Below are 24,837 nucleotides of genomic sequence, written 5' to 3' on the forward strand. Positions count from 1 at the left end.
GAAAAATAGGGTTTGATTTATCTTATATAAGGGTATAGAAGTTAGTCTATTAAAACCTTAATCTCATAAGCAAGTATATGAACAGGAAAATGATGAATAAAATCGGGGGAAAGAAGGAGAGAACAGGTGAGCTTTAAAAGAAAGCAAATGTTGGGGTTGGGCTTAACCGTATTTTTTTTATTTATTCTAATGTTTGTCATTCTGTCAATGGTGAACGGAATAAAGGCAAACATGCTGGAAATAGTGGAGGATCGATATTATAAGGTAAGTCAGGCTACAGAAATCAGACAGCTATTTTACCAGACTGACCAAGAGCTGCTGAGTGTGCTCACAGACAAAGAATCCGCAGATACAGTCAAGACGGCTGAATTGGTGAAAGCCAACCATGAGGGGATACAAACCCGAATAGTTAATTTAGAGCAGGAATTAAATAGACAGAACTCGAGATTGCTCTTAAAAGAAGTAGAGCGGGCATACCAATCATATGCTCAAATGCAAACCAGCTTCACTGAATTAATGGGAAGCGGTGAAATGGATTCTCTGGAAGCACTATATAGAAGTGAGAGAGAAAACCGAAGCGCACTGCTGATCAAGCTGGCTGATTTTAAAGAGTATCAGGAATCCCTAATGGCTGATTCACTGGAAAGTGCAAATGACACGTATAGCCAGTTAGTCTCAACTTTGGTTGCTGCGGTAGCAATAGCCATTGTTTTAATCATCGGAGTAACGGTTTGGGTAATCAGAAGCACAGGCCGAAGCATCAGCTTGATTACAAAAGGCATTAAGGATATTGATTATCAGGACCTTTCATCCATTTCAAGGCTGAATATCGAAACAAAAGATGAAATTGGGGAAATTGCGAAAGCCTTTAACTCGATGGCTGATTCCCTTGAGAACTATTACGAGAAAGAACAGCGCTATTCTGCTGAAATTAGTGAACAGAACTGGATTCAAAGCCAATCTGCTTCATTGGTTAGTATCTATAGTCAGCATGTAACGATAGCCAATTTGGCGGATGACCTTATTTCGCGGCTGACACCTGCTGTGGGAGCCAATCTTGGAATCATTTATGTGAAAGATGATAGCGGAAGCAAACCTGTATTTAGGAAACAGGCTGCCTATGCAGGTGGAGCCGGGGATGCAGGACGTGACTTTTTCTATGAGGGAGAAGGAATAGCAGGCCAAGCGGTAAGAGATAAGAAAACGATATTCCTGCACGATGTTCCCGAGGATTACAAGCTCCTATCAACTGGCCTGGGGGATGTCCGGCCGAAAAGCATTATGATGGCACCTGTCATTCTGAAGGATGAGGCAGTAGCAGTTGTGGAACTGGCAAGTTTGATGCCATTCACTGATGCACAGGTTAAATTATTGGAAAAGGTAATTGAAACATTAGGAATAGCCATTACGAATATTTCAGGAAGAATGGAGATTGAACGTTTACTGGCTGAATCCCAGGCACAGACAGAGGAACTGCAGGCACAGGCTGAAGAGCTGCAGTCCCAGTCGGAGGAGCTGCAGGCGCAATCTGAAGAAATGCAGAGTCAATCCGAAGAGCTGCGTATGATTAATGAGCAGCTTGAAGAGCGCTCCAGAGATGCTGAAATGAAATCCGAAGAACTTCAGGCTGCAAAGGAAGAGCTGGAGGAAAAAGCAAAACAGCTGGGCCTCAGTTCAAAATACAAATCAGAGTTTTTGGCAAATATGTCGCATGAGCTTCGTACCCCGCTTAACAGTATCCTGCTTTTATCGGAAATGCTGGCAGAAGATCCGGATCAAATCCTGACTGAGGAGCAGAAGGAATTTTCCAAGGTTATTCATACATCAGGACAGGACTTGCTTACTCTGATTAATGATATCCTTGATCTTTCGAAAGTAGAAGTAGGGAAGCTGGAGATCAGCTTTGAGGAAGTCAATATGAGTGAAATGTCGCAGAGGATGAAGCAGCATTTTACACAGGTGGCCAAGCATAAAAAAATTGAATTTACTGTAAGTTCTGCTGAGGACGTTCCTCCTGTATTCAATACCGATGAGCAGCGGCTGCAGCAGATTGTGAAAAACCTCCTTTCAAATGCCTTTAAGTTTACGGAAGAAGGTTCGGTAGCAGTGACGTTTGAAAAGGCTTCACCAAGCGATGTCTTGGGCTTGCCGTTATCCAGCTATACAAATGACTGGCTGAAAATAACAGTGACTGATACAGGGATTGGCATTCCATCCGAGAAGCAGCAGCTTATTTTTGAAGCCTTCCAGCAGGCCGACGGCGCAACAATGAGAAAATATGGCGGAACAGGCCTTGGATTGTCCATATCAAAAGAGTTTGCCCAGCTGCTCGGCGGTATTTGCAAAGTTGAGAGCGAAGAAGGAAAGGGAAGCCGGTTTACACTGGTGATTCCGAATCTGCCAAACGGAATGCCTGAAATAGAGGCGGGGTCACTTGCTTTTGAAGAAGCAGCTGTAACCGCTGAACCCGTCCCGGCAGTGTCTGAAACAGCTGAAACACAAGATGTCGAAGGGGATGCTGAAGCAGAGCATCAGCATACAGGTGCGGAGCTTAAAGACAAAACCGTCATCGTAGTTGATGATGACCACCGAAATATTTATGCACTGAAAAACGCATTGAAAAAAGAGGGCATGAATGTCCTTACAGCTGAAAACGGAATGCAGTGTCTCGATTTAATCATGGGTACAGAACAGATTGATATAGTCCTGATGGATATTATGATGCCGGTTATGGATGGATATGAAACCATGAAGAGGCTACGCGGGCTGGACAGGCACCAGGATGTTCCAATCATTGCCCTTACTGCCAAAGCAATGAAGGGCGATAGGGAAAAGTGTATGGAAGCAGGAGCAACAGATTATATCAGCAAGCCGTTAAAACTGGACCAGCTCCTGTCTGTGATGAGAGTATGGCTTTCATAGCAGGCAGCCTGCAGACACTGTCAATACATCATCTGTTCTTGAAAGTAGAGGAATGAAGGACTTGAATAAGGAAGAATTAGAAATAGAATTGCTTTTAAAAGCCATTTATAGTTTATCCGGATATGATTTCCGGCAATATATGCGATCATCAATTGCCAGGAGAATCCAAACCCGGCTTAGCAGGGATCGGCTGCCCAGTATAACAAGCCTTACAGAAAAGGTTATACATGAAGAAGGGTATCTGCAAAAGGTACTGAGCGATTTTTCAATCAATGTGACAGAAATGTTCCGGGACCCTTCTTTTTTTAAAGCTTTTCGAGGGGAGGTTGTCCCGATGCTCAGCGAATTGCCGGAGATCAGAATTTGGCATGCAGGGTGTTCAACTGGAGAAGAAGCCTACTCCATGTCTATTTTGATGGAAGAAGAGGGGCTGGGTGAACGAACTAAAATTTACGCTACAGACATCAATGAGAAGGTGCTTAAGAAGGCAGAGAGCGGAGTAATCCCTCTGCAAAAAATGCAGCTCTATACAAAGAATTACATTATGGCAGGCGGGAAAAAATCCTTTTCTGAATACTACACAACCGATTGTGAAGCAGCTTATCTGAATGCATCTCTGCTTGATCGAATGGTTTTTGCCCAGCATAATCTGGTGACGGATGGCTCCTTTAATGAATTTCATGTGATTATTTGCCGCAATGTGATGATCTATTTTAATACTGACCTGCAGCGTCACGTTATTAATCTATTTAATGAAAGCCTTAGTATGGGGGGAGTTCTGGGGCTTGGAAGCAAGGAAGCGCTGCGGATGGATGACCCTGTATTTGAAGAAATCAACCTGCAGGAAAAGATATTTAGAAAAATTTCTGATGTAAAAAATAAAAACAGAGTGCAGATCCTATCTTAAAGGACTGCACTCTGTTTTTTTGTATAGGCTGTTTTTACAGGTAATCAACGGACAACAATGATAAGCGAAAAAATATTATGTACACATCCTAATCTGCCTGAATCAGCACAACACACATATCATCATCAGCGCTTACCTGCTGCTGCTTAGTCAGTATCATATCGATTGGCTCTGCTGTTCTGGCTGCAGTCCAATAAAAGGATGCGAAGCGCTGAAGATACTCACTTGGATTGGGATTGTTCTGCTCAACTGCTTCTTCAACACCGTCTGTAAACAATAGCAGCTGAATGGACTCTGTATAGGGAATCGTTTCTTTTTGGATTGCAATATCTTCAAAAAAGCCGACTGCACACATATTGCTTGATAAGCTGAGCATTTCATTTTTATCAACAAGAGCATATCCGGCTGGGTGCCCGGCATTTACATACTCAATTGTTTTGTCTTTTTTATTGAGGACAAGATAAATGGCTGTAAAGTAATATGGAATACGCTGATTACGCTGATTCAGTGAATTCATCCAGCGATTCAATTCCTTCATCACATATTCGGGGTCACTGCATGTTCTGATGGCATCTCTGAGAACAGAAGAGATAAACATGCATACTAGGGAAGCTGAAATTCCGTGGCCCATCATATCAAGCTGTATGGCAGCATAGCGGTGTTCATCTATTTGATGCCAATAATACATATCCCCTGCGAGTTTATTGGCTGGCAGGTAGGAAGCCTTTAACAGCGTATGTTCATGATAAATCGGTTCGCTCAGCATGCTGGTTTGTACCTGCATGGATAAATCCAATTCATTTTTAATTTTATTATCCTGCTCCTTATGCCAGTCCTTTTCATATTTAAGCCTTAAGGCAGCCCGAATGCGGGCAAGCAGTTCCGTCTTATTAATAGGCTTCATTACATAATCAGTCCCGCCCGCATCGAGAGCTTCTGCAACCTTATTGGAGTCCTCTAATGCAGTTACAAAAATCACCGGAATATCCTTCAAAAGCGGATCTTGCTGAAGCTGGCGGCATGCTTCAATTCCATCCATTTCAGGCATCATAATATCCATCAGAATGATATCTGCTTTAATATCAGCTGAAAATGGTGAATATCCCTGAAGATACTGAAACATATCTTTAGCAGAAGAAAACGTTAGATGATCTTTATACCCGGCGCGTTTTAATATATGTTGAATAACAAATAAGTTGGCTTGATTATCGTCCACAACTAGGATTCCCATAAACCTTTTCCCTTCCCGTGTTTTTACGATTTAATTCTTTATATAATATCCTTAACATATACCCCAATTTAAGAGGGGGGAAACCTATTTTTACTCTACGCAATACGCAAAAGTAAAAAATAAAATGTAAGCGTTTTCTATTGTTTTTTTAAAATAATAATTTTCAGCGATATAATCCTAATGAATATGAATAATTAATATATTTATATATCTTTATGTGTTTTTCTGGTGAACACTTGTGTTTTAGGGGTAGATTTTCTCTTGATTTCTGTTGGGATAAGAGTAAAATAAAGATTAAATTTTCAGAGATTGGGAGATGTCAGGATGAATGTCGTGAAGTTCGGAGGATCCTCTTTAGCATCCGGAAAGCAAATCGAGAAGGTTTTCAATATTGTAACTGCCGATCCAGAGCGGAAGATCATTGTTGTCTCGGCTCCAGGGAAGCGATTTTCAGGGGATGACAAGGTTACTGATTTATTAATCGCCTGTGCAGAGAAACGGATTCACGGGGAAGATCCAGTTGACTTGGCAGAAGCTGTATTGGAGCGGTATGGCCAAATGGCGGATGAATTGGAGCTTGGGCCTGCTATTAAAGATACAATCAGGGAGGATCTTTTTTCAAGGCTCTCCAGTGATACGCACGATCCTGAAGCGTTCATGGATCTGATTAAGGCAAGCGGCGAGGATAATAACGCTAAGCTTGTAGCAGCCTATTTTCAGCATCAGGGCCTCGAAGCAAGATATGTGAACCCGAAGGAAGCCGGATTGCTTGTCAGCCCTGAGCCCGGCAATGCGCAGGTGCTTCCTGAAGCATATGACAATCTGCTTTCATTAAGGGAACAGGATGGGATCATTGTTTTTCCGGGTTTCTTTGGATACAGCAGGGATGGGCAGGTGTTCACATTTTCAAGAAGCGGATCGGATGTGACAGGCTCCATTTTGGCCGGGGCAGTCAAGGCGGATTTATATGAGAACTTTACAGATGTGGATGCCGTTTATTCGGTTAATCCATTTATTGTGGAAAGCCCTAAAGAAATCAAAGAACTGACATACCGGGAAATGCGGGAGCTTTCTTATGCGGGTTTTACCGTCCTGCATGATGAAGCGCTTGTGCCGGCATTTCGGGCTGGCATCCCTGTACAGATAAAAAATACGAATAATCCATCTGCTCCCGGCACAAGGATAGTGAACGAGCGGGATAACACGAATGGACCTGTAATCGGGATTGCCAGTGATCAGGGATTCTGCAGCATCTATGTCGGCAAATATTTAATGAACAGGGAAGTCGGTTTTGGGAGAAGGCTGCTGACCATTCTGGAGGAATATGGACTGAGCTATGAGCATACTCCATCAGGAATTGATGACATCTCCATTATTCTGCGTGAAAATCAGTTTACTGCTGGGATGGAGGAAGAAATTCTGAGCCGCATACAGCATGAACTTCAGGCGGATGAGGTAAAAATCCAGCACAGCCTATCACTTATTATGGTGGTTGGAGAGGGGATGCGCCAGAATATCGGAACGATGGCCCGTGCCTCCAAAGCTCTCGCTAAAGCGAAAGTCAATATGGAAATGATTAATCAGGGTTCATCTGAAGTAAGCATGATGTTTGGCGTCCAGGCAGCGGATGAAAAACGCGCGGTAGAGGCGCTTTACAATGAATTCTTTGCTGCGGTGGCAGCGGTGTGAAATTTATCCGAAAGATAAATCTGGTTATACGAAAATAAAAAGAGTTTATCCAAAAGTAAAATGATTTATCTGAGAGTAAATAGTCGTTTTTGCAAATAAATCAACCGTTTGATTGAAAAAGCTTGGGGCATTAGCCTTGAGCTTATTTTTTTGCATGAAAAATCTGAAGATAATCAAAATAAGAAGGAAGCTTTTTCAATTAGGAAGGAGAAAAGGATATGAAGAAATTACTAATCATAGGATTAATGCTGCTTATGCCGCTGAATATGCTGGCAGCTCCGGGCAGTGCATTTGCACAGAAACCGTGTATCACTCAATCAGAGGTTAAGTTTGAAAATGAATTTCGCAGACTATGGATCGAACATGTATTATGGACAAGCAACTATATTACAAGTGCCACAACAGCAGGAGCAGAGGATCAAAAGCAGGTCTTGGCCCGTCTGCTTAAAAATCAGGAGGACATAGGGAATTCCATTAAGCCCTATTACGGAGAAGCTGCGGGAGCTAAGCTGACAGAACTGCTTAAAGTGCATATTGTTATTGCGGGCGATATTGTGGAGGCTGCCAAGAGCGGCCAGGGGGCAAAGGTGAACGAGCTCAACAAAAAGTGGTTTCGCAATGCGGATGAGATTGCTGCATTCCTAAGCAGAGCAAATCCTAATCTGAAAAATGAAGATGTGAAAAAATTGATGTACAAGCATCTTGAATTGGTGACGAATGATTTAACATCTAGTCTGGTAAAGGATTGGGAAGCCAGAATTGTTTCGATTGATGATGGAATTTCTCATATAATCATGATGGCAGACGCTATTTCCGATGCGGTTGTGAAGCAATTCCCGGACAAATTTAAGGGGTAAAGACAAGAGGCTTCAGTATATGCTGGAGCCTCTCTTTTTTTTCCTTTGACAAAGCAGCCTGTCTCATTATAAGCTATTTAGCGTGCCGAAAAAAATAATGTAAATTTTTCACATATAGAAGGAGGGGTATCCGCTATGTCAGGGGATCAAAAGAAAAAGATGATTATATTGATGATCAATATGTTTATTGCGATCGGAAGCTTTGGGATTATTATTCCGATTTTGCCTGCTTATTTGGAATCCATTAATCAGGGGGGAACAGCCGCAGGCCTAATGATTGCCATTTTTGCGGGTGCCCAGCTGATTTTTTCTCCTATTGCGGGAAAATGGGCTGACCAGTACGGCCGCAGAAAGATGATTATTTACGGATTAGCTGGTTTGACATTATCCATGCTTGTTTTTTATGCAGTAGATTCCATTTGGCTGCTTTACTTTTCACGTGTCATTGGAGGCATTGGGGCGGCATTGCTGATTCCAGCTATTTTTGCTTACATTGCTGATATTACTACAATGGAGCAGCGTGCAAAAGGGAATGGCCTGGTTTCAGCTGCAATGTCACTTGGAATTGTAGTTGGACCCGGGATTGGCGGATTTTTGGCAGACTTTGGCCTGAAAATGCCATTTCTGATTTCAGCGCTTGTTTCTTTAGTGGCTGTTCTCTTTTCCATTATGCTCCTTGAAGAAAGCAGCACAATGCAGACCATGCCAGGAGAGATGCCGGAAGAGGAACCAATGGTCAAGAAGCTGGCAATGTCTGTTAAGAAGCCTTATTTTATTCCTCTTGTCATCACATTGGTGATGAGCTTTGGATTAATGGCTTATGAATCAGTGCTGGGACTTTATCTGGATAATGAATATGGTGCCACTCCGCAGGCAATAGCGATTATGGTGACTTCGACGGGGATTATTAGTGTTATAGTGCAGTTGTTTGTAGTTGATCGGGTGGTTAGGAAATTAGGAGAAGGAAAGGTATTAAATATCTTTTTGGCTGTTGCAGCATTAGGATTCCTGGTCTCACTGTTCGCAGGCAGCTATGCACTTTTCTTCGTTATTTCGCTGATCATTTTCCTTGCAACTTCTATCCTGCGCCCGGTTCTGACCACGTTAATCTCAAAAATGGCCGGTAATGAACAGGGATTTGCGATGGGAATGAACAATGCTTATATGAGCATTGGAAACGTTCTGGGGCCAACGATTGCTGGTATACTTTACGATGTAAGAATAACCTATCCGTTTGTTCTAGGTCTGGTATTATTGCTTGTTACCTTATTTATCACAATGGCCTGGCAGAAAAGGGAGCCTAAACCTAAGGCGGCCCTATAGAAAAAAGCTTGGAGACCTTGTCTTCAAGCTTTTTCTTATTTATGCAGTAAATTAACTTTCCTGCAATTGTGGCAACTTTGTGAAAGGAACCTAGTTCCATTGACATAAATCAAAAAATATATTATTCTGAAAATAACAAAAATATAGAGCGAATGACGGCTGCGGGAGAGAGCATATAGTAGCCACCGAAGGAGCAAGCTTCAAAAATACCCTTGAAGCCAATCTCTCAGGTAGACAGAACCGCAGTCGGACGCATCTCTGGAGAGCGCGCATGTACTTTGCGACACCAAAGGGGTCAAACTCTCAGGTAAAAGGACAGAGAAGGGGGAAAAAAGCCGCCTTTTTTCTGTCCTTTTTATATGGATGGCAAGGCTCTTGGAGGAATCTATTATGAACACAAATATTAACGCAAACCGGGCGACATTGCTGATATCCTGTCCAGAGAGACCAGGCATTATTTCCACAGTCTCCAACTTCCTTCTGGAGCATAAAGCGAATATTGTCCATTTTGACCAGCACACAACTGATCCGCTGGCAGGCATCTTTTTTATGCGGATTGAATTCGATATGAATGATTTTGACGAGTCCTTTTCAAAACTGAAAGAGGATCTGCCTGAAATGGCAAGAGAATATTCAATGGAATGGAAGCTGAGCGGGAAAGGCGAGCGCAAGCGGATGGCCATATTTGTTTCTAAAATGGATCACTGTCTGCTCGAGCTGCTGTGGCGCTGGAAATCGAATGAGCTTGAAGTGGATATTTCACTGGTGATCAGCAATCATCCCGACATGAGAGAAGTGGTGGAGGGTTTCGGAATACCATATCATCATGTTCCGATTACACCGGATACTAAAGCGGAAGCCGAGCAAAAGGCGGTTGAGCTGCTCGATGGAAAAGCGGATTTCATTGTACTGGCGAGATATATGCAGATTCTTTCGCCGAGCTTTATTTCCAAATACCCAAACAGGATTATCAACATTCATCACAGCTTCCTGCCGGCCTTCGTGGGAGCCAATCCTTATGCACGGGCGTTTAACCGCGGAGTCAAGCTGATTGGGGCAACCGCCCATTATGTGACAAATGATTTGGATGAAGGGCCGATCATTGAGCAGGATGTCCTGCGGGTTAACCACAGGCACACTGCACAGGATCTCAAAATTGCCGGCAGGCATGTGGAGAGGCAGGTACTCGCACAGGCAGTCGCCTGGCATGTGGAAGACAAAGTAATCGTGCATGGCAATAAGACGATAGTTTTTTAAGCCGCACTGTAATAACAAAGATCTTGCATCAAGAAGGTTACCAACATCATGAGAGAAGGTGAGCAGAAATGAAAAAGAAAAAATTATCAATGCTTGAAATGATAAAGCATAATAAAGAAGAACTTTTAAAAGATCGTCGTGAGCTTGAGAAGATCGAAAAAAAAATAGACGATAAATACGCAAAAGCACAGTAAGAAAGTATACCCGGCCTGGGAATAAAGCAGGCCGGTTTTTTTATGGCTTTTTTGAAAAGCCGAATGGCTGCAGGTGTATTTAGGATTAGTGCTTTTGGAAGAGGAGAGAATGAAAGGAACTGATGAGGGAGAATAGTGCCGTTGAGGAGAGGCAATAGGGAGTGAAAGGACCTAATAAGGAAGAATAGACAAGGGTGAATAAAGGGAACTAAAGAGGAAGAATAGGGCCATTGAGGAGATGCTGGAGGGAGTGAAGGGACCCAATGTGGATGAATCGCACCTTTGAGAACAGACCATAGGGTATGAAGCGGATTAATGCACCCCAAAAATAAGCGGATGGAACCAAGGGAACTAAATATATTAATAAAAACGCCCAGGGAGTCCCTGGGCGCCAATTTCTTATTTTTGTCTAAAGAAATCTGTGAAAGCATGATACATTTCCATTCCCTGATAAAAGAACAGGCTGGAAGCTGTTAATGAAAATAAACCGATCAATAAAAATCTAATCCACATTATGCCTTCCTCCTTTAATTGTTTTGCTGGACAATTAAGGAGCTTGAATAACATAATTCGCCTCATAGAAGATTGGAGTATAAAATATCTTTTTCCTGCGGGCGAAGTGCAGCGCACTATATATAAAAAGGATAACTGTCAGGATTGTAATGGATAAAGAGATTATATCCAGTGTGAAGATATGCTTTTTAGGATCATCTTTTAATAGGAAGCTCTCGGTATAGTCCGAAACTGTTACTGCTTTGCTTTGGTCCATCGGAATGTCATTATAATGGACACCAGGGTATTGGGTTATGAGAAAGGATAAAAAAACAGATAGCATTAAAAGCGGCATTACCCGTCGTTTCCTCATTCCCTCACCCCTTTGCATGATTATAACTATCATCATAACCACTATTTTAAGATTAGTAAACTAAAAGAATCTGACAGGATTCGAACTTTTTTACTGCTGGAACAGGAGTTTAAAGGAATTGAAAAGAGTTTTACAAGAGTTAAGGTAATAATACATGAACTGTACATTATGTGAATTATTTCACATAATGTTCATTTTTGAATACTCTACATGGATAAGAAGTATATTATATTAAAACTGTACTTATATTGTTTATATATTTTTATTAGCCATCAAGGAGGCACAATAGCCATGAAGAAAATATTTCAGTTATTAATAATATTAGGCTTAATCATGACACCTTTTTTTACAAGTGCTCATGTGAAATGGTTCACGAACGTGGTACCTCAAAAGGAAACCATTGAAAATATATTATCACCTTTATTTATGGGACTGGCCCTGACAGCTGCGATTGTCCTTGCATTATTGACATTGGTTATACCGAGGACATCACAATGGGCTAAAGTTAAGAAGCTTGATGACTGGCTCTCAGGGTTCCGCAAATACAGCAGATATATTTTGAAGTATGGAACGGCTGCCGCATTAATCCTCCAGGTAACGAATGGAACACTATTTGCGCCTGAATTTCATTTAACCAATACGATTGCATTGATTTTAACATGGGCAGCAATTGGCTTTCTGCTAATTCCGCATCATTTTTCAACAAAGGCCGGGGCCGTAATTTTACTGGGGCTGTTTGTGTACGTTACCATGCAGAATGGCTTATTCCACATGCTTGATTATGGATATTATGTTGCCATTATTGGGGTACTGCTGGTCGGCAGCACGAAGCTGGAGAAGGTTGGATTTCCATTCTTATATTTGGGCACAGGTTTATCTTTATGCTGGGTGGCTGTTGAAAAATGGGTATATCCAAGCATGTCTCTGGATATTGTGGCCAATCATGGAGTCCCGACATTCGGCTTTTCACCTGCCGCATTCGTTGTTATGGCTGCATTTATTGAGTTTGTAGTCGGTTACCTTCTTGTAGTAGGGATTCTTAACCGTGTAGTTGGTTTCGTCGTGACAGTTATTTTCATCACAACTACAATGCTGTTTGGCATGACAGAGGTGATCGGGCATTTTATGATCCATATTGTGCTGATTATTTTCATCATTGAAGGAGTATCTTTCTATAACCCGCCGATCAAGCTGCACAAAACGAAGGCAGATCAATTTGTGTTTGTATTTCTGAACTTTATTTTCGTCCTAGCGACTTTCATTTTAATTTATTACCGATTTGCTTAAGTATTGACATTTTGAACAAATTAGAGTATGATTATTTTAAATAGTTGAATAGTTTCTCCTAAAGGGGAGTAGCTTTTACAACAGAGTCGTCATTTCGGAGTTAAGAGCTCCCGGCTTTGTTGGCAACCTTAACGTTGTTAGCAAGACCTTTGCCTGTTTCGGGTAAAGGTCTTTTTGTTTTTTAAACCTTTACCGCCTGCTGGTAGAGGTTTTTTTATTGCCTTATAAAGACGGCATGGAAATCCTCAATCGACATAACTGCAGGGAAACAGTGTGAAGCTTTCAATACTTATAAAATTAGAAGGAAAGGAGACCAGGATGAAAAAAGCAAAGATGTCATTCGCAGAATTAGTTAAGAAAAACAAAGAAGAGCTGCTGAAAGATCAACAATTGCTGGCAAAAATTGAAAAGCGTTTAGACGAAAGATACACAAAGGTGAAATAGGGAGGGTGTTTTAGATGGAATTGTCATTGATACTTGAGTATGGCTGGGTATTGCTGCTGCTTGTGGCATTGGAGGGTCTATTGGCTGCTGATAATGCGCTGGTGCTTGCGATTATGGTTAAGCATCTTCCAGAAGAGCAGAGGAAAAGGGCTTTATTCTACGGATTGGCTGGAGCCTTTGTTTTCCGTTTCGGATCCTTATTTGCGATTTCATATTTAGTTGACGTATGGCAGGTTCAAGCCATTGGAGCATTATATCTTCTGTTCATCGCGGCTAATCATATATTAAGAAAGTTTCTTGTGAAAAAAGGTGAGGAAGAAGCAGGGGTTACCAAGCCCAAAAAACAATCAGGCTTTTGGCTGACGGTTTTCAAAGTAGAACTTGCTGATATTGCTTTCGCTGTAGACTCTATTCTGGCGGCAGTCGCATTGGCTGTAGCACTTCCGGATTCAGGTCTAGGCCATGTAGGCGGACTTGACGGCGGAAAATTCTTTGTCATCTTTGCCGGCGGTATGATTGGATTAATCATTATGCGTTTTGCCGCAAATCTCTTTGTGGATCTGCTTCATCGCAGACCTGGGCTTGAGATTGCAGCTTTTGGTATTGTCGGCTGGGTTGGTGTTAAACTGGCTGTCTATACAATGTCACATCCGGCTCTTGAAATCCTTCCTGAAGGTTTTGCTAAGTCAGCTGAATGGAAAATTACATTCTATGCTGTATTAGTTGGAATTGCATTGGCTGGATGGTTCCTTTCTAAGGAGAAACAGGAAGTGCCAGCAGAGGAACAAGCAAGCTGATCAAAAAGGGCGGAAATTATCCGCCTTTTTTTAGTGAACACAAATCAATCAAACGTTTGATTGATTTGCCCTGATCCCTGTTGCTGCCTGCTGAAGAACTTTTAAATCAAATGGAGGAAAAATCCTCTATTTATGAGTGAAATGCAGTAAATGGGAAATATTAATTTTAGAAACGGAACGAAGGGAGCAAAATAGATTGTCTAAAAGAGATAAGCAAAATACAAAACAGACACAAGGCCCCAAAGAAGAGATGGAGCTTGTCAATGAATTTGGAAAGCATGAAGAGGATCAGCCGGTACCTCAGCCTAAGGATTATAATGAGATCGAATACTAAAACATATGTCTTTCGTATATCCATTTTCGGCCATAAAGTAAAAAAAGAGACCCTGCAGAGGTCTCTTCAGATATCATTTATGTCCATCATAAGCAAAAACGCGTTTATCCAAGTATACATGAAAGAACCATTCACCTGCACCTATCAAAAGGGCAGAGATAAAGGCTGCCATTGCCAAGCCGTCTTTCCCGGACACCATTAATTCACATAAAAGCCAGATGGCAAAAAAGCTTAAACCAATGTCAGAAATGGTTGCTATGGTATTCCTTTTTGTATGCTCTGTTTCGTCACCTGACATACGGAATATCATCATATCCCCCAGAACATAAGCCCCTAGAGTGAGAATGACGCTAATAATGAGTGTTTCAGTAAAGCTGATATCAAAAATTCCAGTCAAAATAATTCCCAGCATTGCGGTAATCATAACAAATTTAAGCAATATCGCTTCAATATGCTCCATGGTGAAATCCTCCCTCTTGTTTTAGGTAACTATACCCTGAGACAGGGGGGATAATCATTAAATTACAGAAAATTGGAAGTTTCCCTAGATCGACGCGAAAATCCCCGATGCTTTGGCAACCACCTGATCCTGATCGTTATAAATCAGGCAATCCGTATGGCTGAGAGTTCGTCCTCTTTTAACGAGGTGAGCATCGGCAATTAGATATTCCCCTGTCGCGCCCTTTAGGAACGTTACCTTTAAATCAGCGGTCACCACAGACTGCAGCTGATCTTCACCCGGCTCAAAAATATTTCCCATCGCTACATCTGCAAGAGTAGAGATAATTCCTCCATGAACCAGTCCAGCGCTGTTAATAAAGAGCGGCTGGACTGGCAAAGTGACTTTCATATTACTTTTACTGACTCTTTCGTAATGGAATTTCAGAAACTCATCAAAAGGCTGCTTGATTAACATTTGGTACACTCCAATTTCATTTAGTTAAGATGGTTATTCCCGATTCTTTGTGAAATCCCTGCTTATTGAGACTCTTTTTTTGCCAGGGAGAGACTCCAAAATTATTACATGGTTTCAAATAATCCATAAAAATGATATTATTTTCAATAAATTCAAAAAAAGGCGGGCGGGAAAATGGCAAAAGTAGAGAATATTAGTTTCGCTGAAAACTTTCCTATTTCATTTAAGGAGCTTGAAAAGGAAGCGGAGAAAGTGATGGGAGCAGACGGTTTTGGCTATGTTCAATCAGGAGCCGGCGGGGAAGAAACGCTTAGAAAGAATATCGACTCCTTTGCAAAATACTCAATTGTGCCGAGAATGCTGAAGGATGTTTCCATGCCGGATATAAGTGTGAACATATTTGGAAAAACATATCCTTATCCTATTTTCCTTGCTCCGATTGGAATGCAGCGGCTTGAACATAATGAGGGAGAAATGGCATCTGCACGTGCAGCAGCTTCATTTGGCATTCCATTTATCCAGAGCACAGTTTCCAGTTATTCCATTGAAGAAATAGCCAGCACCACAGGCACGAGTCCCAAATGGTTCCAGCTATATTGGTCCAATTATGAAGAAGCATCGTTCAGCATGGTCCGGCGCGCGGAGGAAGCGGGGTATGAGGCCATTGTGTTAACGGTTGATACGGTGATGATGGGATGGAGGGAGGCTGATCTAAGAAATAACTTTTCCCCCTTAAAGCTTGGCTATGGAAAAGCTAATTATGAAAGTGATCCAGTCTTTATGGCCTCTCTCCAGGATGGCGATATCGTACAGGGAATCCTTAATAATATTCATCATCCAACATTAAGCTGGGAGCATATTGCGAGATTAAAGGAGAAAACAAGCCTGCCCATTTTATTAAAGGGCATTCTCCACCCTGAAGATGCCGGGCTGGCCGTTGAAAGAGGGATAGATGGAATCATTGTCTCCAATCATGGCGGCAGACAGCTTGATGGAGTGATTGCGGCGATTGATGCGCTCGGACCGATTGCGAAGGAAGTTAAAGGGCGGATCCCGGTTTTGTTTGACAGCGGCATTCGACGAGGTTCAGATGTGGTTAAAGCTCTGGCGCTGGGAGCCGACGCCGTTTGCCTGGGGAGGCCGTATGTGTATGGCCTGGCCATTGGCGGGCAGGCTGGAGTTGAAAAAGTACTTGCCAACTTTATAGAAGAAACAAAAGTGTCGCTTTCCCTGGCAGGGGTAGGGAGCTTAAAGGATATTGCCGGTCTGCAGCTAATTCGAATGAAGTATTAAGTGTTATCAAACTTCCTGCCATGAAAAATTATAGTCTATGAAAAAGAGCCAAAATGAAAACGGACAAGCCTATTGCGCTAATTAATGACGAATCTGTTCAAAGCTCCGCAGCAGAAAATGATGAGCGCTTAATTCAATCCATCAAGAAAAGTATATAAGCGAAAAGATTGATGACATTGACGGAATAATTTGATAAGCTTGAAGTAGCTTATCAAATTAAATATCTATGTAACTACTAGGGGTGCCCCGAATGCGTGGGCTGAGAGGAAAGCGCGTATAGCTTTCCGACTCTTATGGACCTGATCTGGTTAATGCCAGCGGAGGGAAGTAGGATTTGACTATATGTCGATTCATTTACTTTAACCAAGCCAGGTCCTTGTCGGGATCTGGCTTTTTTGTATACATACTTCTCATCCTGATAAGCAATCAGGCTGCCCTTTTAGAAAGGAGGTATAGATGAACAAAACCCGATTGTTAACTGCGATGGCTTTATTTGTAGCAATAGGGACACTCGGATCCCATTTGCTCTGGTTTCCCGCAGGAGCAGCTAAGGCCTATCCGGTCCAGCATGCGGTAAATGTATTGGCAGCGGTGACACTTGGTCCCCTGCCGGCAGCAGCTGTCGCTTTTATGATTGCATTGCTGCGTAATTTGCTTGGATTCGGGACGCTGCTTGCGTTCCCAGGCGGAATGATCGGTGCGTTTTTGGCTGGTGTTCTTTATTTGAAATTCAGACGGAAAATATGGGCTGCCATTGGAGAGGTAGTGGGCACCGGCATAATTGGTGCATTGTTTGCCGTTCCGTACGCAAAGCTTCTCATGGGCAGTTCAGCTGGTGCATTCTTCTTCATGCCGCCGTTTCTGATCAGCAGCATTGCCGGTGCGGCGATAGGCTGGATGGTATTGGCGAAGGTTAAAGAGAAAAATCTGATTCGAGCAATGGGATGATTTTGGGATGGAATGCGGTTGGGTATGCTCAGGACGAGGAATTCCAGAAGAATAACCTGACTTTATGAGCATTTTTCACGGATTTATAGCGATATCCCAAAGTTATGAGAGGAAAACTTCAAGCTAGGTAAAAAACAATTAAAAACGTTAGAAAACTGCTAGGGGCGCTACGGCTGAGATAAGGAGCTTTTTCCTTTGTCCCTTGGAACCTGATCTGGATAATGCCAGCGCAGGGAAGCAGTGAGGACCTCAATCTAAATCCTCATGCTTTTTCCCCGGCAGCTTCTGAGTTTAATAGGAGGCTATTTTTTATGACTTTTTCAGAGATTTTGCGCAAAGAAAATGAAGATTTATTTCAGATGATATTTGAGCACCCATTTGTCCAGGGCATTGGGAGAGGAGATGTGCCGAAAGAGGCGCTTGCTCATTACATTAAAGCGGACTTTGAGTATTTGAATGCATTCATGCATATTTATGGGATTGCCATTTCAAAATCTGCGGAGCGCAAGGATATTGCTTATTTTAATCAGCAGATAGAATTTGTATTGAACAGCGAAGTGCATCCTCATCATAATTTCTGCCAGCAGATTGGGGTAGATTATGAAGCATTGCAGGGGTATCCGCTCCCTCCGACAGCTGATCATTATGTAAAACATATGATGTATCATGCCCACACAGGCGGAATGGGTGAAATCCTCGCTGCATTATTGCCTTGTCCATGGACATATTGGGAGATTGGGCTTGAGCTCATGAAGCAATATGAGCCAGATGAGAACCATCCGTTTTATCCATGGATCTCATTTTATGCAAATCTAAGAGTCGAAGCGGTGACCATGAATATGAGAAACCGTTTGGATGAGCTTGCTGAAGGGGCATCACCGGAAGAAAGACAGCGGATGAAGGATGCTTTCCGGAAAAGCTGCCAGCTGGAGCTTGGTTTCTGGGAGATGGCTTATACCTGTGAAAAGTGGCCGGCAGGCATTCCGGCAGCAACTTCATAAAACCATTATTTGCCTGAAGCTCTTACTGCAGGTGTTTCGAAAATTAAAATTCATAGTAGGGGGTGCACTAAATAGTGCGCCTCTTTTTTGTTATAAAAAACGTTTAAAAATGCTCAAAGAGTGGCTCTAAACGAATGTAATGAAATTGTAATAATCAAACGGTTGATACTCAGAAACGGATGTTTAATCACTTTCTAATATTACTGGAAAGCGAAGTGATGAAAAATTTCAAGAAAAGATTGGGAATGGTAATTTATGCCCCGTTTTAACCTTCTGGCCTGAAGGTATTTATAACTTAAACCCTAAATTTACTCGTACATCGTCCCGCTATGCAAAAGCCGAAAGGAGATGGAAATATGAGTGTTCAAAAAAGTACGGATAGCTCCAGCCTTGCAGAAGTTATAGACAGGATCTTAGACAAAGGAATTGTGATTGATGCATTTGTGAGAGTTTCTCTTGTCGGGATCGAAATTCTGACAGTTGAAGCGCGAGTGGTCATTGCCAGTGTGGATACGTGGCTGCGCTATGCTGAAGCGGTTGGTTTATTAACAGATGAAGTGCAAGAGGATGGCCTTATGGATAGAGGACAAAATCAGAAACCGCAATTTAGCGTATAGAGAAAAAAAATTAAACATTAAAAAGAAATGAGGCAGTAAACATGGAAAATCAAGAAGCAAACAATCAGACAGGAAATGAAATTAATAATCAGAGCAGTGAAGCAACACAAAATCAGGAAGTAAATCAGTGCAGCGAAGAAAATGAGCAAGCCGAAAACGGCAATGAATTGAAAGAAAAGAAGGAAGGCTCTAACTTTTCTATGAATCTGGCTATTGTGGGCGGGGTTGTAGGAGCAGGAATAGGGTTGCTTGCGAATCCTCAGACGAGCAAAAAAATCATTTCAAACTTAAGCGATTCTGAATTTGTAAAGGTTGCAGGAAAGGAATTTAAAAAGACGGCCCAGGAGCTTCTTGCCGGGCAAGCACAAAACAGTGTTAAACATTTAGCTGAGGGTTATCTGAGTAAAATTGAGGACGGACTTCTTTCTCCTAAAAAGGATCGCGGAGGAGATGAGAAGTATCAGGAAATCAAGGAAGAGAACAAACACTTAAATGAACGTCTGCAAAGAATTGAAAATATGTTGAACGATCTGGTGGAATCCAAGTAACAATAAGTCTTTTTTTTATGAACCGGGGTGATTTAGATGGACAAAAGAGTAAGGAAAGTCGTTAAAAAGATTGCAAAAAGTGCGATTAAGCGTGCCCCGGAGCCGCTGAAAGAAAAAGCAAAGGAAGTAGTAGCGGAAAAGGCAAAGGAGAAAATCACAGAAAGTATTCAGAACAAAGGAGAAGAATTTACCGAGAAGCTGGAGAGTGCACGAGACGATTTTGCCGATAATGTCCATGAAAAAGCAGGAGAAGCAAAAGAAAAAACCCAGGAAGTATTGCTTTCTGCAAGAGAGAAGCTGGGAAAGGTTGTTGAAGCCGGGGAAAGCTTCCAAGAGAAAATGTCTTCAGCAAATGAAGATAAACATGACGATAAGAGAAAAGTAAAAGGTGTCAAAAATCTCAAAAGCGTCAGCGGGATAAAGAAGGCAAAGGATATGAAAAGTGCTACTAAAATTAAAACCTATGAAAATATTAAATCCTCAAATGACATTAAGACCATGGGTTCTTAATTGGAGAAAGGAGAATAAGCAATGGCAGTTCAAAAAAGTACAGATAGTTCCAGTTTAGCGGAGGTAATTGACCGTATTCTGGATAAAGGCATTGTAATCGATGCATTTGTAAGGGTGTCAGTTGTCGGAATTGAAATCTTAACAGTAGAGGCAAGAGTAGTTATTGCAAGTGTGGATACCTGGCTCCGTTATGCAGAGGCTGTGGGACTTCTTCGTGATGAGGTGGAAGAAAACGGCCTGTCACTTCAGCAGAATGACAGACAGGCACGATTCAGTATCTAAAAAGTACGGGAAGCATAGCCAGGATTATTAAATCCTGGCCTCTGATGCTTTAGCGGGAGGCAAGTATGGAGATCAAAAAAATCATTGGAAATGTAACTGAATTTTTTAATGAATATGTGGCCCCAGTACACAAAATCACCTCCGTGGAAGAGAGTGAAAATAAAGGCTGGAAGCTTACTGTAGAAGTAATAGAAGAAAAGGAATATATGAAAAAATACGCAAAGGATGAAATGCTTGGTGTCTACGATGTTTTTCTGAACGCGGAAAAGGAAGTCACTTCTTATAAACGGCGTGATATTCGCTATAGAAGTGCTATAAATCAGGAAGTGTAGGACTGGGCAGAGGGAGGAGAAAGAGTGACAGTCTTAAAAAAAAAAATCAACAACGAAGCTAAAGCCTTAGTACAGGACGAAAAGACAGAAAACTTGCTTTCTCGCTCATTGCAATATTTAAAGGCTGGTTACCCGGTCCACTTTACAGGTCCTTCTGGAGCAGGAAAAACCTCACTGGCTTTAGCTCTTGCAAAGAGAAGAAAAAAACCCATTATGCTGATTCACGGCAACCATGAGTTAAATAATAAGGATTTAATTGGTGACTTTACCGGATATAACAGTAAAAAGGTAGTCGATAACTATATCCGGTCTGTTTACAAAAGGGATGAAAGCGTGACGGAGATCTGGAAGGATGGGCGATTGCTGGAAGCAGTCAAGAATGGATACACCCTGGTTTATGATGAATTTACGCGCTCACAGCCAAGCACAAATAATATATTTTTATCCATTTTAGAGGAAGGAATTCTTCCTTTGTACGGAACAAAAATGACTGAGCCGTTCGTACGTGTTCATCCGGACTTCGCTGTGATTTTTACCAGCAATCCTGAAGAGTATGCAGGTGTATACCAAACTCAGGATGCACTGCTGGATAGGCTTATTACAATATTTGTAGATCATAAAGACAGTGAACGCGAGGCACAGCTGGTGTCGGAAAAAATGAATATTGATAAAAATGAAGCTAAAGCCATTACAAGTCTTGTTGCTGGTTTGCGCAAAGAATGTAATGGGGATAACGGTCCGAGCCTGCGGGCTTCCTTAATGATAGTTAAGGTAACACAAGAAGAAGGCATTCCAATAGATGGGTCTCATTCGGATTTTCAGAGGCTTTGCATGGATATTTTAGGCCATCAGGTAAGCCGGTGCATAGCTGCGGAGAATCCATTAAAAACAGCAGAAAAAATGATTTTAGAAGCATGCAGGAATATGAAGGTAACTAGTGGAGATAAAGGAGAGTAGGATAATGAGTAATGAAGAACAATTGGGGATATATGTTTTTTGCGGAATCCAGACAGACGGTGAAGAGAAATTTGGCTCTATTGAAATTGAAGGAGAGGAAAAGGAGTTATTTACGATTCAATTTAAAGATGCAGCCATGGTAGCTGCCGAGGTTCCTATGAAAATCTATCATCCCAATAAAGAGAATTTAATGATGCACCAAGACGCTGTTTCACTCGTGATGAAACAAAATCAGGCAGTAATACCAGTCAGTTTCGGGAATGTGTTTCATTCCAGAGAGGATGTAGGAGTACTGCTTGAAAATTTATATCCGCAATTCGAAAAGCTTTTTCCGGAGATACACGGAAAGGTTGAGCTTGGCTTAAAAGTGATTGGAAAAAAAGAGTGGCTGGAGTCGCAAGTCAACGGCAACTCCCATGTAGAAAAGATGGCAAATGCAGTTAAGGGGAAATCGGAAGCAGCCAGCTATTATGAAAGAATCCAATTGGGCGGGGCTGCCCAAAAAATAATAGCTTCCCTGCAGAATGAAATAAGGCAGGAAGTGTTTAGCCCATTGAAAGAGTCGGCTGTAGCATCAAAAATAAATGACCCAATAGGCGAAAAAATGCTTCTGAATGCATCCTTTTTAGTGGATCGGGATAAAGAAGCAGAGTTTGACCAAAGAGTTAATGAGGCGTACGAGAAATGGAAGGATAAGATCGAATTCAGCTATAGCGGACCTTGGCCTGCTTATAACTTTGTCAATATCAGATTAACTGTTGAGGGTGCCTGATGCTTCATAAACTGGTTTCCGCACCTATCAATCTGGTCATTAAAATAGCGGAAAAGGTGAAAGAAGAGGCTGACAAAGAACTTTACGATCTTCCGACCATTCAGCAAAAGCTCATTCAGCTTCAGATGATGTATGAGCTTGGAGAGATACCTGAAGAAGCTTACAAGTCGAAGGAAGAGGAATTGATTATAAGATACGAAGTGGCAAAACGGCTAGAAATGGAACAATGGGAAGAAATGACAAAGAAGAAATGAGGACAGATAGAAAATGGGTGGTCTAATTTATTTGTACGGATTGATTCCAGCAAAGGAGGCAGCCAATCATTCGTTTCCATCTTTAAAGGGTTTTGACGGGGAAGGTGACCTGTACACCATTAATATAGGCAATATTACTGCAGCAGTTTGTGACCTGGGTGCTGGGAATTACTCGGAGGATAGCATTAAAGATCGTATTAATGATGATATGGAATGGCTTCAGGAAAAGGCCTTTCATCATCATGAAACAGTATTGGGCCTTTCAAAGATATTTACAATCATTCCCTTGAAGTTCTGCACTTTATACAAAAACCCTGATAGTTTGGAAGCTGCTGTGCACGCTAATGAATCCAAATTAAAGAGCACGTTCGATCTGATTTCCGGGAACGAAGAATGGAATTTGAAAATCTATTGTGATGACAGCCTGTTAAAAAAACAAGTCAGTGAGAGCGATCCAGCAATAGAAGCAAAAAGAGAAGAAATTAGTCAGCTGCCAAAGGGCAAACAATTTTTCCAAAAGAAAAAGCTGAATAAATTGATTGAATCCCAGCTCGACGAGGAAAAAAACAAGGTTAGTGAACAAATACATTTACATCTTAAAGAGCTTGCACTTAAAGGCAATGTAAAAAGAACTTGGGGAAATGATGCAACAGGAAGAAAAGATAATATGACCTGGAATGGGGTCTATTTGATATCGAAATCTCAGATAGAAGTATTTTTAGAACAACTCCAACATTATGAAAAGAGTATGCAAAAAGCCGGATGGCGGTTTGAGGCTACAGGGCCATGGCCGGCATATCATTTTTCCAGCTTTTCATAAGTGAGGATGAGAATATGTCACTAAGAGAATCTATTGAAAACAAAGATATTGCCTTAATTGATATCCTGGACGTCATTTTAGACAAGGGAGTTGCTATTAAAGCAGATCTCGTAATCTCAATAGCAGGGGTCGACCTGGTCTACCTTGACTTGAGGCTGCTCATAGCATCCGTAGAATCCCTTGTTCAGGCACAGGAGGGGAATGGCAAGACGATATCATCAGAACAATTTGACTCACAAAGGGAGGAGTTGAATCATGCAACAGGCCAGCCAGACAAATGGAAAGATTAATCTTGATCCTGATAATGCAGAGCACGGATTAGCCCAGCTTGTGCTAACCGTTATTGAGCTTCTGAGGCAAATTGTTGAAAGGCATGCCATCAGGCGTGTCGAAGGCGGGACTTTGACAGACGAGCAAATCGAAAATTTAGGAGAAGCATTAATGAATCTTGAAGAAAAAATGGAAGAGTTGAAAGAAATTTTCGGATTGGATGCTGAAGATTTAAATATTGATCTAGGTCCTTTAGGAAGCTTAATGTAATTCAACTGAAATAGGAGGACTTAAAATGGCAGTCGAACATTCAATGCAGTCAAGTACGATTGTTGACGTACTGGAAAAAATATTGGATAAAGGCGTGGTAATTGCCGGTGACATCACCGTGGGGATTGCTGATGTTGAGCTATTGACAATTAAGATCCGCCTTATTGTCGCTTCCGTCGATAAGGCAAAGGAAATTGGCATGGACTGGTGGGAAAATGATCCTTATCTCTCGTCCAAAGCTGCAGATAACAATACAAAAACTCTCCAGGAAGAGAATAGGAGACTGCAGGAAAGAATTGAATCTCTTGAGCAGCAGAATTTGTCCAATAACCGTCTGAAATCCACAGAAATAAACTATTAAAACGGGAGGTTTCGTCCATGGAAGCTACAAAAAAACCAGAAAGCGATTTTAAAGACTTGAACAATACTGAAAACCAAACACAAGAAACAAAAAACAGCGAGAACCAGACTGAGGATAATATTTCTAACGGGAGCCCGATTAAACGTACGATAACAGGCACCTTGATTGGGGCCACAATTGGATATTTGGCAACTCCTGAGAATGGGAAAAAACTTAAAGAGAGTATGAGTGCAGAGCAATTAAAAAGCACAGGATCCAGTATTGGCCAAACCGTGAAAGAGAAATCAAAGAAAGCCGTGGATACTATTAAAGATTCGGCAGGGAAGCTATTCAAGAAAGACGATGTGTCTACCGATGGATACTCCAATGAAACCGATGAGAATCCTGAAAATGAAACCACTCTTAATTCCAATAACGAAAAAGACATAAAAAAACACAATAAGGAATCATCCGGTAACAGCGATGAAAATGTCAATGAACGCATTGACCGCTTAGAAGAGATGTTATCCCGGCTTCTTGAGGAGGACGGAGGACAGGAGACCTCTAACAAATAAAATATGAATCTATAAAAATAGTAAA

Annotated in this window: 31 protein-coding genes and 3 riboswitches; of the genes, 27 read left to right on the top strand and 4 right to left on the bottom strand. The window is 41.7% G+C overall.

Translation table 11 applies throughout. The annotated features are described in order from the left end of the window. Positions 1–126: 126 nt before the first annotated feature. Complete coding sequence (locus tag AC6CHU_RS12550) at positions 127–2,922, top strand: ATP-binding protein (RefSeq protein WP_159869061.1); 2,796 nt, start codon at positions 127–129, stop codon at positions 2,920–2,922. A 52-nt stretch (positions 2,923–2,974) separates the two neighbouring features. Next, positions 2,975–3,829, top strand: a complete 855-nt coding sequence (locus AC6CHU_RS12555) for a CheR family methyltransferase (RefSeq protein WP_251284318.1) — start codon at positions 2,975–2,977, stop codon at positions 3,827–3,829. An 88-nt stretch (positions 3,830–3,917) separates the two neighbouring features. On the opposite strand, the gene AC6CHU_RS12560 is transcribed toward AC6CHU_RS12555, so the two are convergent. Beyond that, a complete protein-coding gene (locus AC6CHU_RS12560) occupies positions 3,918–5,060 on the bottom strand; it encodes a fused response regulator/phosphatase (protein ID WP_159869055.1) in 1,143 nt (380 codons plus the stop codon). Between the two features lie 324 nt (positions 5,061–5,384). Here AC6CHU_RS12560 and AC6CHU_RS12565 point away from each other — a divergent pair, with 324 nt between their 5' ends. The 5 genes from AC6CHU_RS12565 to AC6CHU_RS12585 all read left to right on the top strand — a co-directional run bounded on the left by AC6CHU_RS12565 (position 5,385) and on the right by AC6CHU_RS12585 (position 10,380). Further along, the gene (locus tag AC6CHU_RS12565) at positions 5,385–6,749 is read left to right on the top strand and encodes an aspartate kinase (protein WP_159869052.1); all 1,365 of its coding nucleotides are present in this window, start codon (positions 5,385–5,387) and stop codon (positions 6,747–6,749) included. Between the two features lie 218 nt (positions 6,750–6,967). After that, entirely contained in the window at positions 6,968–7,606 is a 639-nt protein-coding gene (locus AC6CHU_RS12570) for a glycosyltransferase (protein WP_159869049.1), read from the top strand. A 135-nt stretch (positions 7,607–7,741) separates the two neighbouring features. Further along, positions 7,742–8,929, top strand: a complete 1,188-nt coding sequence (locus tag AC6CHU_RS12575; RefSeq protein WP_159869046.1) for an MFS transporter — start codon at positions 7,742–7,744, stop codon at positions 8,927–8,929. Between the two features lie 152 nt (positions 8,930–9,081). Next, positions 9,082–9,182, top strand: a riboswitch (glycine riboswitch). 137 nt (positions 9,183–9,319) lie between these two features. Beyond that, a complete protein-coding gene (gene purU, locus AC6CHU_RS12580) occupies positions 9,320–10,186 on the top strand; it encodes a formyltetrahydrofolate deformylase (protein WP_159869043.1) in 867 nt (288 codons plus the stop codon). 68 nt (positions 10,187–10,254) lie between these two features. Then, positions 10,255–10,380 (top strand): FbpB family small basic protein, encoded by a 126-nt coding sequence (locus AC6CHU_RS12585; protein ID WP_159869040.1) that lies wholly within the window; start codon positions 10,255–10,257, stop codon positions 10,378–10,380. A 547-nt stretch (positions 10,381–10,927) separates the two neighbouring features. Here the strand turns inward: AC6CHU_RS12585 and AC6CHU_RS12590 are convergent. Then, positions 10,928–11,245 carry a hypothetical protein gene (locus AC6CHU_RS12590; RefSeq protein ID WP_159869037.1) on the bottom strand — a complete coding sequence of 106 codons (318 nt, stop codon included), beginning with the start codon at positions 11,243–11,245 and terminating at the stop codon, positions 10,928–10,930. A 291-nt stretch (positions 11,246–11,536) separates the two neighbouring features. Between AC6CHU_RS12590 and AC6CHU_RS12595 the strand changes: the two genes are divergently transcribed. From AC6CHU_RS12595 to AC6CHU_RS12610, 4 genes are all read left to right on the top strand, one after another. Continuing rightward, positions 11,537–12,532, top strand: coding sequence for a hypothetical protein (locus tag AC6CHU_RS12595; protein ID WP_159869034.1), 996 nt, complete (start codon positions 11,537–11,539; stop codon positions 12,530–12,532). Positions 12,533–12,850: 318 nt separating this feature from the next. Then, on the top strand, positions 12,851–12,976 hold the full coding sequence (locus AC6CHU_RS12600) for an FbpB family small basic protein (protein WP_159869031.1): 126 nt from the start codon (positions 12,851–12,853) through the stop codon (positions 12,974–12,976). 14 nt (positions 12,977–12,990) lie between these two features. Continuing rightward, the gene (locus AC6CHU_RS12605; RefSeq protein ID WP_159869028.1) at positions 12,991–13,773 is read left to right on the top strand and encodes a TerC family protein; all 783 of its coding nucleotides are present in this window, start codon (positions 12,991–12,993) and stop codon (positions 13,771–13,773) included. Positions 13,774–13,969: 196 nt separating this feature from the next. Further along, positions 13,970–14,107, top strand: coding sequence for a hypothetical protein (locus AC6CHU_RS12610; RefSeq protein WP_159869025.1), 138 nt, complete (start codon positions 13,970–13,972; stop codon positions 14,105–14,107). 73 nt (positions 14,108–14,180) lie between these two features. Here the strand turns inward: AC6CHU_RS12610 and AC6CHU_RS12615 are convergent, their stop codons facing one another. Beyond that, positions 14,181–14,567 (bottom strand): DUF2512 family protein, encoded by a 387-nt coding sequence (locus tag AC6CHU_RS12615; protein WP_159869022.1) that lies wholly within the window; start codon positions 14,565–14,567, stop codon positions 14,181–14,183. Between the two features lie 84 nt (positions 14,568–14,651). Beyond that, positions 14,652–15,023: a PaaI family thioesterase gene (locus AC6CHU_RS12620; protein WP_159869019.1), complete on the bottom strand. Its 372-nt coding sequence runs from the start codon at positions 15,021–15,023 to the stop codon at positions 14,652–14,654. A 174-nt stretch (positions 15,024–15,197) separates the two neighbouring features. Between AC6CHU_RS12620 and AC6CHU_RS12625 the strand changes: the two genes are divergently transcribed. The 16 genes from AC6CHU_RS12625 to gvpT all read left to right on the top strand — a co-directional run bounded on the left by AC6CHU_RS12625 (position 15,198) and on the right by gvpT (position 24,812). Continuing rightward, positions 15,198–16,316, top strand: a complete 1,119-nt coding sequence (locus AC6CHU_RS12625) for an alpha-hydroxy-acid oxidizing protein (protein ID WP_159869016.1) — start codon at positions 15,198–15,200, stop codon at positions 16,314–16,316. Positions 16,317–16,543: 227 nt separating this feature from the next. Continuing rightward, positions 16,544–16,659, top strand: a riboswitch (TPP riboswitch). Positions 16,660–16,772: 113 nt separating this feature from the next. Further along, positions 16,773–17,264: an energy coupling factor transporter S component ThiW gene (gene thiW, locus AC6CHU_RS12630; protein WP_159869013.1), complete on the top strand. Its 492-nt coding sequence runs from the start codon at positions 16,773–16,775 to the stop codon at positions 17,262–17,264. Positions 17,265–17,414: 150 nt separating this feature from the next. Beyond that, positions 17,415–17,517, top strand: a riboswitch (TPP riboswitch). 58 nt (positions 17,518–17,575) lie between these two features. After that, positions 17,576–18,265 (top strand): thiaminase II, encoded by a 690-nt coding sequence (gene tenA, locus AC6CHU_RS12635; RefSeq protein WP_159869010.1) that lies wholly within the window; start codon positions 17,576–17,578, stop codon positions 18,263–18,265. 356 nt (positions 18,266–18,621) lie between these two features. After that, positions 18,622–18,882 (top strand): gas vesicle structural protein GvpA, encoded by a 261-nt coding sequence (gvpA, locus tag AC6CHU_RS12640; protein ID WP_159869007.1) that lies wholly within the window; start codon positions 18,622–18,624, stop codon positions 18,880–18,882. Between the two features lie 41 nt (positions 18,883–18,923). Beyond that, the gene (locus AC6CHU_RS12645) at positions 18,924–19,430 is read left to right on the top strand and encodes a gas vesicle protein GvpP (protein ID WP_236566302.1); all 507 of its coding nucleotides are present in this window, start codon (positions 18,924–18,926) and stop codon (positions 19,428–19,430) included. Between the two features lie 36 nt (positions 19,431–19,466). Continuing rightward, the gene (gvpQ, locus tag AC6CHU_RS12650) at positions 19,467–19,940 is read left to right on the top strand and encodes a gas vesicle protein GvpQ (protein ID WP_251284962.1); all 474 of its coding nucleotides are present in this window, start codon (positions 19,467–19,469) and stop codon (positions 19,938–19,940) included. Between the two features lie 21 nt (positions 19,941–19,961). Next, positions 19,962–20,222, top strand: coding sequence for a gas vesicle protein GvpJ (gvpJ, locus tag AC6CHU_RS12655; protein ID WP_251284961.1), 261 nt, complete (start codon positions 19,962–19,964; stop codon positions 20,220–20,222). Between the two features lie 65 nt (positions 20,223–20,287). Next, the gene (gene gvpO / locus AC6CHU_RS12660) at positions 20,288–20,554 is read left to right on the top strand and encodes a gas vesicle protein GvpO (RefSeq protein WP_159868999.1); all 267 of its coding nucleotides are present in this window, start codon (positions 20,288–20,290) and stop codon (positions 20,552–20,554) included. Positions 20,555–20,578: 24 nt separating this feature from the next. Continuing rightward, on the top strand, positions 20,579–21,511 hold the full coding sequence (gene gvpN / locus AC6CHU_RS12665) for a gas vesicle protein GvpN (RefSeq protein WP_498121933.1): 933 nt from the start codon (positions 20,579–20,581) through the stop codon (positions 21,509–21,511). A gap of 4 nt (positions 21,512–21,515) precedes the next feature. After that, the gene (locus AC6CHU_RS12670; protein WP_159868993.1) at positions 21,516–22,283 is read left to right on the top strand and encodes a GvpL/GvpF family gas vesicle protein; all 768 of its coding nucleotides are present in this window, start codon (positions 21,516–21,518) and stop codon (positions 22,281–22,283) included. Then, positions 22,283–22,537 (top strand): gas vesicle protein GvpG, encoded by a 255-nt coding sequence (locus tag AC6CHU_RS12675; protein ID WP_159868990.1) that lies wholly within the window; start codon positions 22,283–22,285, stop codon positions 22,535–22,537. Before AC6CHU_RS12670 ends, AC6CHU_RS12675 begins: the two co-directional genes overlap by 1 nt. A 13-nt stretch (positions 22,538–22,550) precedes the next feature. Beyond that, positions 22,551–23,357, top strand: coding sequence for a GvpL/GvpF family gas vesicle protein (locus AC6CHU_RS12680; protein ID WP_159868987.1), 807 nt, complete (start codon positions 22,551–22,553; stop codon positions 23,355–23,357). A gap of 14 nt (positions 23,358–23,371) precedes the next feature. Continuing rightward, positions 23,372–23,647 (top strand): gas vesicle protein, encoded by a 276-nt coding sequence (locus AC6CHU_RS12685; protein WP_159868984.1) that lies wholly within the window; start codon positions 23,372–23,374, stop codon positions 23,645–23,647. Next, positions 23,613–23,897: a gas vesicle protein K gene (locus tag AC6CHU_RS12690; protein WP_159868981.1), complete on the top strand. Its 285-nt coding sequence runs from the start codon at positions 23,613–23,615 to the stop codon at positions 23,895–23,897. The genes AC6CHU_RS12685 and AC6CHU_RS12690 overlap by 35 nt, the downstream gene beginning before the upstream one ends. Before the next feature lie 25 nt (positions 23,898–23,922). Then, entirely contained in the window at positions 23,923–24,258 is a 336-nt protein-coding gene (locus AC6CHU_RS12695) for a gas vesicle protein (protein WP_159868978.1), read from the top strand. A 17-nt stretch (positions 24,259–24,275) separates the two neighbouring features. Further along, a complete protein-coding gene (gene gvpT, locus AC6CHU_RS12700; RefSeq protein WP_498121936.1) occupies positions 24,276–24,812 on the top strand; it encodes a GvpT/GvpP family gas vesicle accessory protein in 537 nt (178 codons plus the stop codon). The last annotated feature ends 25 nt before the right edge of the window (positions 24,813–24,837 follow it).

This window comes from Cytobacillus sp. GQ23, assembly GCF_059758675.1.